At 59.3% G+C, this 11,831-nt stretch carries 10 protein-coding genes; 8 read left to right on the forward strand and 2 right to left on the reverse strand.

Going from position 1 to position 11,831, the window contains the following annotated elements:
* Nucleotides 1-50 precede the first annotated feature (50 nt).
* Genes prfA through G4C92_RS11915 form a run of 4 tightly spaced genes read left to right on the forward strand, consistent with a single transcriptional unit; the run spans nucleotide 51 to nucleotide 4,508 of the window.
* Nucleotides 51-1,118 (forward strand): peptide chain release factor 1, encoded by a 1,068-nt coding sequence (gene prfA, locus G4C92_RS11900; RefSeq protein WP_274940052.1) that lies wholly within the window; start codon nucleotides 51-53, stop codon nucleotides 1,116-1,118.
* Nucleotides 1,119-1,166: 48 nt separating this feature from the next.
* On the forward strand, nucleotides 1,167-2,081 hold the full coding sequence (locus G4C92_RS11905; RefSeq protein WP_274940053.1) for a glycosyltransferase family protein: 915 nt from the start codon (nucleotides 1,167-1,169) through the stop codon (nucleotides 2,079-2,081).
* 29 nt (nucleotides 2,082-2,110) lie between these two features.
* Nucleotides 2,111-3,469, forward strand: a complete 1,359-nt coding sequence (gene glmM / locus G4C92_RS11910) for a phosphoglucosamine mutase (RefSeq protein WP_274940054.1) — start codon at nucleotides 2,111-2,113, stop codon at nucleotides 3,467-3,469.
* Complete coding sequence (locus G4C92_RS11915) at nucleotides 3,459-4,508, forward strand: tetratricopeptide repeat protein (RefSeq protein ID WP_274940055.1); 1,050 nt, start codon at nucleotides 3,459-3,461, stop codon at nucleotides 4,506-4,508. The genes glmM and G4C92_RS11915 overlap by 11 nt, the downstream gene beginning before the upstream one ends.
* A gap of 65 nt (nucleotides 4,509-4,573) precedes the next feature.
* Here G4C92_RS11915 and G4C92_RS11920 read toward each other — a convergent pair whose 3' ends face one another.
* On the reverse strand, nucleotides 4,574-5,755 hold the full coding sequence (locus G4C92_RS11920) for a polysaccharide deacetylase family protein (protein ID WP_274940056.1): 1,182 nt from the start codon (nucleotides 5,753-5,755) through the stop codon (nucleotides 4,574-4,576).
* Between the two features lie 195 nt (nucleotides 5,756-5,950).
* Nucleotides 5,951-7,186, reverse strand: a complete 1,236-nt coding sequence (locus tag G4C92_RS11925; protein ID WP_274940057.1) for an argininosuccinate synthase — start codon at nucleotides 7,184-7,186, stop codon at nucleotides 5,951-5,953.
* A gap of 294 nt (nucleotides 7,187-7,480) precedes the next feature.
* On the opposite strand from G4C92_RS11925, the gene argB reads away from it, so the two are divergent.
* The 4 genes from argB (at nucleotide 7,481) to G4C92_RS11945 (ending at nucleotide 11,760) form a co-directional block, all read left to right on the forward strand.
* Nucleotides 7,481-8,374 (forward strand): acetylglutamate kinase, encoded by an 894-nt coding sequence (gene argB, locus G4C92_RS11930; protein ID WP_274942008.1) that lies wholly within the window; start codon nucleotides 7,481-7,483, stop codon nucleotides 8,372-8,374.
* Between the two features lie 92 nt (nucleotides 8,375-8,466).
* Entirely contained in the window at nucleotides 8,467-9,693 is a 1,227-nt protein-coding gene (argJ, locus tag G4C92_RS11935; protein WP_274940058.1) for a bifunctional glutamate N-acetyltransferase/amino-acid acetyltransferase ArgJ, read from the forward strand.
* A gap of 22 nt (nucleotides 9,694-9,715) precedes the next feature.
* Entirely contained in the window at nucleotides 9,716-10,924 is a 1,209-nt protein-coding gene (locus G4C92_RS11940) for an aspartate aminotransferase family protein (RefSeq protein ID WP_274940059.1), read from the forward strand.
* 95 nt (nucleotides 10,925-11,019) lie between these two features.
* Entirely contained in the window at nucleotides 11,020-11,760 is a 741-nt protein-coding gene (locus G4C92_RS11945; protein WP_274942009.1) for a ComEA family DNA-binding protein, read from the forward strand.
* The last annotated feature ends 71 nt before the right edge of the window (nucleotides 11,761-11,831 follow it).

Here is an 11,831-nt window from a genome sequence, read left to right on the forward strand (position 1 = left end):
CAGGAGACAGAACGGGGATGAGCCCGGAAGGAGATGGCTGACGAGATTTGATGAAGGAACAGCTGAGGGCGGTGCTCGGGCGCCGGAAGGAGATCGTCCGTGAGCTCGCGTCGCCGGAGACACAGCGCGATCCCGGACGGCTGACAGCCCTTATGAAGGAAGAGGCGCAGCTTCAGCCGGTGGCGGAGGCCTGTGAGGAATATGAGCGCACGGAGACGGAGCTCGGAGACTGCGAAAGCCTCCTGAAAGAGGAGACGGACGCGGAAATGATCGAGATGCTGAAGGCAGAGGCGTCTGCGCTCCGTGAGAAGCGTGAGGCGCTGGAGATGAGGCTGAAACGGCTTCTGCTTCCGAAGGACCCTGACGACAGCCGCAATGTGATCATGGAGATCCGCGCCGGTGCGGGCGGCGACGAGGCGGCGCTGTTTGCCGCTGATCTCGCACGGATGTACCAGCGCTATGCCGAGAAGCGGGGATGGAGGACCGAGATGCTCTCCCTCAGCGAGAACGGACTCGGCGGGATCCGTGAGTGTACGATGCAGATCCGGGGGCAGGATGTCTTCGCGCGCCTCCGCTATGAGAGCGGGACGCACCGGGTACAGCGAGTGCCCGAGACGGAGAGCAGCGGCCGGATCCACACCTCCACGGCGACGGTGGCAATAATGCCGGAAGCCGAGGATATCGATGAGGTGGAGATCGATCCGAAGGATATCCGGATCGATGTCTTCCGCGCCTCGGGAAACGGAGGGCAGTGCGTCAACACGACGGATTCAGCCGTGCGGCTGACGCATCTTCCGACGGGCATCGTCATTTCCTGTCAGGACGAGAAGTCCCAGATCAAGAACCGGTCGAAGGCGATGAAGGTGCTGAGAACGAAGCTTCTCTATCTCAAAAGGATGGAGCAGGCCGAGGAACGGGCGGATCTGAGGCGGAGTCAGGTGGGAACCGGGGACCGGTCGGAAAAAATCCGTACCTACAATGTGCCGCAGGGACGTGTCACGGATCACCGGATTCATCTGACGCTGCATCGGATTGACAGTATTCTGGACGGAGATATTGACGAGCTGACGGACGCACTGATAGAAGAGGCGCAGACGAGAAGACTTTCAGGACAATAACGGGTACAGGCGGGATGCAGGGATCCCGCCGGGGAAAGGAATGAAAAGATGAAGAAGACATCCCTTGTCGTGATGGCAGCAGGCATCGGGAGCCGCTACGGAGGCGGCATTAAGCAGATGGAAACGCTCGGGCCCAGTGGAGAAATCATGATGGATTACTCCATCCATGACGCTCTTGAGGCCGGGTTCAACAGGGTCGTGTTCATCATCCGCAGGGATCTTGACGCGGACTTCAGGGAACGGATCGGAAACCGGATCGAAAAGGTGACCGAGGTAGCGTACGCGTATCAGGAGATCGAGGATCTGCCCGCGGGATACCGCGTTCCGCAGGGAAGGATGAAGCCGTGGGGGACCGGTCAGGCCCTGCTTGCCGCGAAGGATCAGATCCATGAGCCTTTCGCGGTCGTCAACGCGGACGATTACTACGGAAAGCACGGATTCCGGATTCTGCATGACGCGCTGGTGAGCGGAGAACCCGTGGAGAACGGTAAGCACAACGTGTCGATGGCGGCCTTTGTTCTCGGCAACACGCTTTCCGACAACGGCGGCGTGACGAGAGGAATTCTCGAGGTTGAGAACGGTCAGCTGACGGGAATCAATGAGACGAAGAACATCGTCCGGACCGACGGAGGCGCCGGCGTTATGACGGGGGACGGCGTGCGTCCGCTGGATGCGGATTCGCTTGTCTCGATGAACATGTGGGGGCTTTATCCGGATTTCCTCGATGAGCTGGAACACGGGTTCCCGAAATTCCTTGACGGCCTTGGCGAAGATGCGCTGAAGAAGGAATATCTTCTTCCGGATATCATCGACCGGATGCTGAAGGCGGGAAAGGCGGCCGTTCATGTCTTCCGGACGGACGACGTCTGGTTCGGCGTGACGTACCGGGAGGACCGGGACGCGGTACGGGCGGCTTTCGCGGATCTGATTGAAAAAGGCGTATACCGGACGCCTCTGTTCTGAACGGGTTATCTGTGAGGGGGAGATAGAAGATGGGAAAATACTTTGGCACCGACGGCTTCAGGGGTGAAGCTAACGTACAGCTGACGGCGGAGAAGGCATTTCAGGTCGGCCGCTATCTTGGATGGTATTATGGAACGAAACACCCGGACGGCAAGGCGTCGGTCGTGATCGGCAAGGACACGCGTCGCAGCAGCTATATGCTGGAGGATGCGCTCAGCTCGGGTCTCACCGCTTCGGGCGCGGACGCGTATCTGCTTCATGTCACCACCACGCCCTCCGTATCCTATGTGGTCCGCACGGACGGATTCGACTGCGGCATTATGATTTCCGCCAGCCATAATCCGTACTATGACAACGGGATCAAGATTATGCGCGCCAACGGGCAGAAGATCGAGCCGGAGATTGAGGAGAAGATCGAGGCTTATCTGGACGGGCGAGTGGGGGAAATTCCCTACGCGCTTCGCGAGAGGATCGGGCGGACCGTTGATTTTTCCGCCGGACGAAACCGGTATATCGGCTATCTGATGACGATTCCGACCCGGGGATTCAAGGGGAAACGGGTCGGGCTCGACTGCGCGAACGGCAGCGCCTCCTCGATCGCGAAGAGTGTGTTCGAGGCGATGGGCGCCAGAGTATTCGTTATCAACAACTCGCCGGACGGGACGAACATCAACCGGGGCTGCGGATCGACGCATCTGGAGGCGCTGCAGAACTTTGTGCAGGACAACGCGCTGGATGCCGGATTCGCCTATGACGGCGACGCGGACCGCTGCCTCGCGGTGGATGAGAAAGGCCGGGTTGTGACCGGTGACCATATCATGTTCCTCTGCGGGAAGTACCTGAAGGAGTGCGGCCAGCTGAATGACAATATGGTCGTCACCACCGTGATGTCGAACATGGGACTCTACAAGTCGCTCGAAGCGAACGGGATGGCTTATCAGCAGACCGCGGTGGGTGACAAATATGTGGCTGAGAACATGATGGCCAACAACTACGACCTCGGAGGGGAGCAGTCCGGCCATATCATTTTCGGCAAGTACGCGACCACAGGGGACGGGATTCTGACATCTCTGATGGTCATGCAGACGATGATCGAGAAGAAGCTGCCTCTTTCCATGCTGGCGGATGAGATGAAGCTGTATCCGCAGGTGCTGAAAAATGTGGTGGTGGCCGACAAGGCGGCTGTCAAGGCCAATGCGAGCGTCAAAGCCGCTGTGATGAAGGCGGCGAGGGAGCTCGGTACGGACGGACGGATTCTGGTGCGGGAGAGTGGTACGGAGCCGAAGATCCGGGTGATGGTCGAGGCGTCCACCCCGCAGCTCTGCGAGGCGTATGTGGACAGCGTGATATCAGTGATCAGAGACGAGGGACTGGCTGTTGAGGAGTAAGAAGGGAGTGCGTGCGGCCGCTCTTATCGGCGTCTGCATGCTGGCGCTGACCGGATGCGCGCGGTCGGACGCGAAGAGCGCCTATGAGAAGGGCTGCGAGGCGCTTAAGCGACAGGAAACGGACAGCGCGATGACCTACTTTAACGGTGTCGTCCAGGCGGGATACTACCTGCCGGAGGCTTATCGCGCGCTGGGGCTGATCTACCTGGGCGAGAGTGACTATGCGGATGCCTGCGTTTCGTTCGAGAAGAGTCTCAACGAGGTGGACGGAGAATCGGATTCGTTCATCCGGGATGTCAGTCTGTATCTCGCGTTTGCCCGGGATCTGAAGGGCGAGCCGGATCAGGCGATGACTATCTATGACGGACTGATCCGCAAATCGCCGGACGCGGAGGTCCTCTTTCTGAGAGGACGTCTTCATCTCCGGAACGGGGAAGCGGACGCGGCGAAGGCGGACTTCGATCAGGCGGTGTCGCTGAGCTCGGATTACGACCTCTATATCAATATTTATGAGGTCTATGCCAGCGAGGAAAAGAGCGGCGACGGATCGGATTATCTTGAGAAGGCGCTGGCCGAGGCGCAGAAGCAGCAGGACGCCTTCTACGAGCAGGGCCTGGTCAATTACTACCTTGAGAATTATGACGATGCGAAGCAGGAACTGACTGACGCGATCAAGAAGGACGGGTCAGACATGAAGCCGATCTTCCTTCTGGGAAAGGTCTATCTCGCGACCGGAGATGTGGCCAACGCGCGGGCAGTGTACAAGCAGTACACCGGCACAGACGGAGCCGCGGCGGACGCGTGGAACGGTCTGGCGCTCTGCGATATGGCGGAGCAGAAGTATGACGACGCGCTGACGGATGTGGAGAACGGACTGAAGGCAGACAGCTCCAATCAGGGCCTTCGCTACAATGAGATTGTGATTCTTGAGGAGAAGCGGCAGTGGGCTGACGCGAGGGCGAAGGCGGCGTCTTATGTGGCCTCTTTCCCGACGGATGAGGCGGGGCTGAGAGAATACGAGTTTTTGAGTACGAGGTGACAGGGACGAAGGAGAGGGCGGAACCGTTTGGTTCCGCCCTCTTTTTACGCTTTCGGTATTCCGGCTCAGAAGCTTCCGTACGGATGATTCGGCCGGAGCTTGTCGCCCTTCGCGGCCGCCATCTCCGAAATCGTCACGAACTGGTATCCCTGCTTTTCGAGATCCGGAATGATCCGCTTGGCCGCTTCATAGGAAGGTTCGTAGATCTCATGCATCAGGATGATGGCGCCGTCGGCTGCATTTTCCATCACAGTCTTGTAGGTGTTGTCTGCATCCTTTGTCTTCCAGTCCAGCGTGTCGATGGACCAGAGAATGCACGGCATGTCGAAGTCGTTGTCAAAGACCTCGTCGTTGTAGCCTCCTCCCGGCGGACGGTACAGTGTTGGCTTCTGCCCTGTGACCTGCTCGATGATGTCGTTGGTTTTGGAGAACTCGGTCCGGATCTCGTCAGCGCTCAGATGCGTAAGCGTGGTGTGATCCCATGTATGGTTGCCCTGCTCCATGCCGAGCTCGTGCTCGCGTTTCACCGCGGCCGCATGGTCGCTGACCTGCTCGCCGATCATGAAGAAGGTGGCTTTTGCGTTGTACTGGGTCAGGAGATCCAGAATCTTGTCGGTGTAGGCGCCGGGGCCGTCGTCGAAGGTGAGGCAGATCATCTTGTCGGCGACAACCGTCGTTTTCGACGGGTCCATCACGCCCCTGTCGCTGAAGTAGTAATTCTTTTTGTCGATCGTTTTCTGACCTGTGGCCATCCGTCCGTCGCTGTCAAAGTAGTAAGTGGCGTTTCCGAGGGTAAGCCATCCGTGGATCAGATAGCCGTTCCCGTCGAAGTAGTAAGTCGAGCCGTCGGTATCGGTGAAGAAGCCTGTGCGGCGCACACCGCTGTCGTTCAGGTTGTAGATTCCGTTGGCGTCCTTCTGCCAGCCGGTCGCCATCGGCTCGGCGTTTTCCGCATCTGACGAGCCGGAGAAGACCTGACCCGGCGCGACGAGCTCCACTATCCCCGCCGATTCCGTGAGATCCGCGATCCGGGGTGTCACGGCACCGGAACTGATGCTGACGGTGTTGCCCTGGTCCGTGGTGTTCGCACGGCTGACGGCCTGCGCGCGGGCCCGGACGGCTGCGTTGTGACGGAGCGAGACACCTGTGCAGACCGCGATCAGCGTGCCGGACAGAACGGCGGCGGCAGCGCACCTCACCCGCCACTTGTACCGTCTGCGCCGTTCCTTCAGTTCGTAAATGTTCAAAAGATAACCCCTTTCAGAAACAGGTCTTCTCTCCCGCAGCCTGTTCCGATTCATTTCCGAGACCATTATAGCATGGAGACAGTGAAGAAATCCTTAATTTTTCATAACAGGCGGATCGGCGGATATAAAATGCGCGGCCGGCAGACTGCCGGCCGCGGAGGAATCCATGGTGCGGATAAAGATCAGACGTGTGTCTCAGCGGGAGAGACCCTTGGTCTTCGCCTCCTGCATTTTCAGCGCGCGGACCTTGAGCGGAAGCCCGAACAGCGTGATGAAGCCGTCCGCGTCGTGATGGTCGTAGAGGTCGCCGGTCGTGAAGGAAGCGAGACTCTCATTGTAGAGGCTGTACGGAGAGGTTTCACCGGCCTTGATGATGTTGCCCTTGTAGAGCTTGAATTTCACTTCTCCGGTCACATACTCCTGCGTGACATCCACAAAGGCGCTGATCGCCTCGCGGAGCGGCGTGTACCATTTGCCCTCGTAGACCACCTGAGCCAGCTTTTCACCGAGGATTCTCTTCTGCTCGTAGGTGGCACGGTCGAGGCAGAGCTCCTCCAGCTGCTCATGAGCGGCCATCAGGATCGTTCCGCCGGGCGTTTCATATACGCCGCGGCTCTTCATTCCGACGACGCGGTTCTCGACAATGTCGATGATGCCGATGCCGTTTTCGCCGCCCAGAACATTGAGTTTCCGGATGATGTCGGCGACCTTCATTTTCTCGCCGTTGATCGACGTGGGAATTCCCTTCTCGAAGGTCATCGTGACGTCGGTCACCTTGTCCGGAGCCTTCTCCGGCGTGACGGAGAGCACCAGCATATGGTCGTAATTCGGCTCCAGGGACGGATCCTCCAGCTCCAGTCCTTCATGGCTGATGTGCCAGAGATTGCGGTCGCGGCTGTAGCTCTGGGAGTGATCGAATTTCAGGTGAATGCCTTTTGATTTGCAGTAGGCAATCTCATCCTCACGGGACTGCATGGTCCAGATATCGGTCATTCTCCACGGCGCGATCACCTTGATGTCCGGCGCCAGCGCCTTGATGCCGAGTTCGAAGCGGATCTGGTCGTTGCCCTTGCCGGTCGCGCCGTGGCAGATCGCGACGGCGCCCTCCTTGCGGGCGACCTCCACCAGCTTCTTCACGATCGCGGGACGGGCCATCGCGGTGCCGAGAAGATACTTGTTCTCGTACACGGCGCCCGCCTTTACGCAGGGCATGATGAAGTTCTCGGCGAAGTCGTCATTGATGTCCTCGATATACAGCTTGGACGCGCCGGACTGACGGGCGCGTTCCTCGAGTCCGTCGAGCTCATTGCCCTGCCCGCAGTCCACACAGCAGCAGATGACATCGTATCCGAAATGCTCCTTCAGCCAGGGAATGATGGCTGTCGTATCAAGACCGCCGGAATATGCCAGCACTACCTTTTCATTTGCCATGCTCTGCCTCCTTGCCGGCTTCCTCTTGAAGGGAAGCCGAAGCCTTCGTTTTTCATGAACTTCCGTTACTATACAACAGATGCATAATCCATGCAAGGGAAAAATCCGGTTATTCATTCCATGACAGGCAGAAAAATGAAAAATATGCGAATTATAAATGAAAAATGCAGAGGGCGGGATAGCGCGCCTGTATTGAATAATATGCATACAACATGAATAAATATGCAGCCGGGACGCTTTACTTTTGAGACGGCCTGTGCTTTAATCGAACTATTAACGAGCGAGGTGAATGCGATGGAAAATATGGAGCTTTGGATTGAGAAGGCCAACGTTCTGATCGAGGCCCTTCCTTATATCAGAGAGTTCGCCGGAAGCAAGATTGTCGTCAAGTACGGCGGCTCGGCGATGAAGGATGCGGCGCTGAAAAAAAGCGTGATCACCGATGTAGCACTTCTGAAGCTCGTCGGCATGAAACCGATCATCGTTCACGGAGGGGGAAAGGAAATCAGCCGCTGGGTGAAGCTGTCCGGCGGGACGCCCCAGTTCGTGAACGGTCTCCGTGTGACGGACGAGAAAACGATGGAGATTGCCGAGATGGTGCTGGGAAAGGTCAACGAGGGCCTCGTTCAGTATATGGAAGAAAACGGGGTCAAGGCCTGCGGCATCTCGGGGAAAGACGGCGGAACGATCCGGACGCGGAAGAAGGAGCTTGCCTCCGGCGTGGATCTCGGGTTTGTCGGAGAGCCTGTTTCCGTCGATCCGACGCTCATCGATACGCTGATCGGGAAAGATTTCGTTCCGGTGGTCTGTCCGATCGGGCTCGGGACAGAGGACTACAAATCCTACAATATCAATGCCGACGATGCGGCCTGCGCCATCGCGGCGGCGGAGAAGGCGGAGAAGCTTGTCTTTCTGAGCGACGTCGAGGGCGTCTGTCAGGACCCGATGGATCCTTCGACGCTGATCTCCGAGATGACGGCCGATGAGGCGCGCGCTTTCATCGAGGCGGGGAATGCGGGCGGCGGCATGCTGCCGAAGCTGCAGAACTGCATCTCGGCGATCGAAAGCGGCGTGCGGCGCGTCCATATTCTCGACGGGCGGATCCTGCACTGCCTGCTGCTTGAGATTTTCACGAACCGCGGAATCGGGACCGCTATTATAGGAAACGATCAGAAGCGGTATTCATGATGAAGAGCCGGACCGAAGCGAAGAGGTGTCCGGCGGGACCGGGAAGTGCGGGACGGCGATACAGTATCGGAAGAGAATGGAGGAATGATCGGATGGAACGGATTGAGGGCGGCGTGACGGCCGCGATGGGCTTTTCAGCCGCGGGCGGCGCGGCGGGTATCAAGAAGAACGGCCATGCGGATATGGCCCTTTTGCTGAGCCGTGTGCCCTGCCAGGTGGCGGGGACTTTCACCTCCAACCGGGTGAAGGCGGCGCCGGTTGTCTGGGACCGGGCGTTTGTGGAGGAAAAGCGAACCGCGAGAGCGGTGGTCGTGAACTCGGGCGTGGCGAATGCCTGCACGGGAAAGCAGGGGATGGCGCTCTGCCGCCGGACGGCGGATGCGGCGGCGGAAACGCTCGCGGTGAAGCCGGACGAGGTGCTGCTGGCTTCGACCGGCGTCATCGGGCAGCAGCTTCCGATTGACCGGATCACGGCGGCCCTTCCCGTGCTGGCCGATCAGCTTTCGGAAGACCTGGGGGCCGGATCGAAGGCAGCCGCCGCGATCATGACGACGGACACCGTTGCGAAGGAAGCGGCGGTGAGCCTCACATTCTCCGACGGCTCTTCCGCCACGCTGGGCGGCATGAGCAAGGGCTCCGGGATGATTCATCCGAATATGTGCACCATGCTGGCCTTCCTTACGACGGACGCGCGGATTTCGCGGGATATGCTGCAGAAGGCGCTCTCCTCGGTGGTGCCGGACACGTTCAATATGATTTCGGTGGACGGCGACACCTCGACTAACGATACCTGTCTTCTGCTTTCCAGCGGACTGGCCGGCAATCCGGAGATCACGGAGGAAGGTCCGGATTATGAGATCTTCCGCGCGGGACTTCTGGAGATCTGTACGGCGCTGGCGAAAAAGATGGCGGCGGACGGAGAGGGTGCCACCTGCCTTTTCGAATGCGACATCGTTCATGCGGCCACGAAGGAGGACGCGAAGAAGATGGCCCGGTCAGTGGTCTCGTCAACACTGACGAAGGCGGCTATCGCCGGTCATGACGCGAACTGGGGCCGAATCCTCTGTGCGATGGGCTACTCGGGCGCGGTCTTCGATCCTGAGCGGGTCGATCTTTTCCTTGAGAGCCGTGCCGGCCGGATTCAGATTCTTGAGAACGGCGTCGCGGCTTCCTACAGTGAGGAGAAAGCGACTGAGATTCTTTCACAGCCGGAGATCCGGGCGATTGCCGACGTGAAGATGGGCGAGGCCGACGCCTCCGCGTGGGGATGCGACCTGACACATGAGTATGTGAATATCAACGCGGATTACCGGTCCTGAGCCGGGCGATGAAGGAGACAGAATGACACAGCAGGAAATCATCGATCTGACCGAGCAGTATGTGCTTCACACTTACAACCGCTTTCCCCTCGCCATCGACCGCGGCGAGGGCGTCCGCGTCTTCGATACGGAAGGCCGCGCCTATCTCGATTTTATGGCCGGCATCGCCGTGTACGCGCTCGGCTATCATTATCCGGGGTTTGACGAGGCGCTGATCGGTCAGGTGAAAAAGGTGCTTCACACGTCTAATCTTTATTATCATGAACCTCTGGCGAAGGCGGCGGAGCACGTTGTGCGGTCCACCGGCCTCTCAAAGGTTTTCTTCACGAACAGCGGCGCCGAGGCCATCGAAGGCGCCATTAAGGCCGCAAGGAAGTACGCGTTTCTCAAGGACGGCCGGAATGATCATGAGATCATCGCGATGAAGGATTCGTTCCACGGCCGTTCGGTGGGAGCGCTCTCAGTGACGGGCAACGCCCATTATCAGGATCCGTTCCGCCCGCTGATGGGCGGCGTCGTGTTCGCCGATTTCAATGATCTGGAGAGTGTGAAGCGGCTCGTAAACGACCGGACCTGCGCGGTGATTCTGGAGACGGTGCAGGGCGAGGGCGGTATTTTCCCGGCGGAACCGGCGTTCCTCACCGGACTGCGCGAGCTCTGCGACGAGAAGGATATACTCCTGATCCTTGACGAGATCCAGTGCGGCATGGGACGGACGGGGACGATGTGGGCCTTCAGCCAGTATGGGGTGAAGCCGGATATCATGACATGCGCCAAGGCGCTTGGCTGCGGCGTGCCGGTAGGCGCCTTTGTTCTGAACGAAAAGACAGCGGAGCGGTCGCTGGTTCCAGGTGATCACGGATCGACCTACGGAGGCAATCCGTTCGCCATGAGCGCGGTCAACGCCGTCGCCGAAATTTTCGGGAGGGACAGAATCGTCGATCATGTGCAGAGGATCACGCCGTATTTTACGGAGGCGCTCGATTCTCTCATGGAAAAGCATCCGTCGGTGACTGCGCACAGAGGCGCGGGACTGATGCAGGGGCTGGAGTTCAACGGGACGCCGACAGCCGGCCAGGTGGCGGCGGAGGCACTCAGAAGGGGCCTTCTGATCATCACGGCAGGCCATGACGTGCTGCGGTTCGTGCCGCCGCTCATCATCACGGAGAAGGAAATTGACGAGGCCGCCGCGATCCTCGACGCGAGCATTTCGGCACTTGAAAAGCCGTGACTGTCTCTTGTCTTTCCTGCACGGGTCCGGTAAAATAAAGATGTGCACAGCCTTCTTAAGGGGCGGGTCTGCCCGGGAGGTGTGCTGTGAAACGAATGCATCTGCTGCACGGAAATGAGTGCTCTGGTTTCTGGCGCGCGCGGCGGCCGGTTGTACTGGCCGCCGCGCTGCTGTCGCTTATGACGGCGGGCTGCGGTTCGCCGTCCTATGAATCAGTCGGAACGCCGCAGAGCGCCGTCGAATCCGGCGTTTCGCCGGACGGATGGTTCCCGGAGGAGGCAGGTTCCGCCGGAAAGACGGAATCCGCTGACAAATCCGGAGATGCGGAGAAAACGGACGGTACCGGGCGCGGAGAAAGCGGGACGGCGTCCGTCTTCGTCTATGTCTGCGGAGCGGTCCGGACGCCCGGCGTCTACCGGCTGCCGGCGGGTTCGCGGGTTTATCAGGCGATCGGGGCGGCCGGCGGGCTTACGGGAGACGCGGAGGACCGGATGATCAATCAGGCGCAGACGGTCAGCGACGGGGAGCAGATCACCGTACCGACGAGAACGGAGGCGGCTTCGATGCCCCAGCTGTCAGAGAACGGCGCGCCGGAGGTGAAGCAGACAGGCGGGAGCGCGTCCGCTGGTGTCTCTGCGGACGGAAAGGTGAACATCAATACGGCGGATTCCGCGGCACTTCAGACACTGAACGGCATCGGCGCTTCCCGTGCGGAGGAGATCATCGCGTACCGGGAGGGAAACGGCCGTTTCGGATGCATCGAGGATATCATGAAGGTAAGCGGCATCAAGACAGCGCTGTTTGAGAAAATCAAGGACCGGATCACCGTGGATTAGCCGGACGGTCCGCCCGTTCCCAGTCCGGACGAAAGACGGGAATCGGACCGGAACGGCAGGAGGAGAAGCAG

The organism is Chordicoccus furentiruminis (genome assembly GCF_019355395.1).
GTDB lineage: Bacteria > Bacillota > Clostridia > Lachnospirales > Lachnospiraceae > Chordicoccus > Chordicoccus furentiruminis.

Bases quoted from the DNA above. Each gene is read 5' to 3' on its own strand.
- prfA (WP_274940052.1), top strand. From the start codon at position 51: ATGAAGGAACAGCTGAGGGCGGTGCTCGGGCGCCGGAAGGAGATCGTC.
- G4C92_RS11905 (WP_274940053.1), top strand. From the start codon at position 1,167: ATGAAGAAGACATCCCTTGTCGTGATGGCAGCAGGCATCGGGAGCCGC.
- glmM (WP_274940054.1), top strand. From the start codon at position 2,111: ATGGGAAAATACTTTGGCACCGACGGCTTCAGGGGTGAAGCTAACGTA.
- G4C92_RS11925 (WP_274940057.1), bottom strand. From the start codon at position 7,186: ATGGCAAATGAAAAGGTAGTGCTGGCATATTCCGGCGGTCTTGATACG.
- argB (WP_274942008.1), top strand. From the start codon at position 7,481: ATGGAAAATATGGAGCTTTGGATTGAGAAGGCCAACGTTCTGATCGAG.
- argJ (WP_274940058.1), top strand. From the start codon at position 8,467: ATGGAACGGATTGAGGGCGGCGTGACGGCCGCGATGGGCTTTTCAGCC.
- G4C92_RS11940 (WP_274940059.1), top strand. From the start codon at position 9,716: ATGACACAGCAGGAAATCATCGATCTGACCGAGCAGTATGTGCTTCAC.
- G4C92_RS11945 (WP_274942009.1), top strand. From the start codon at position 11,020: ATGCATCTGCTGCACGGAAATGAGTGCTCTGGTTTCTGGCGCGCGCGG.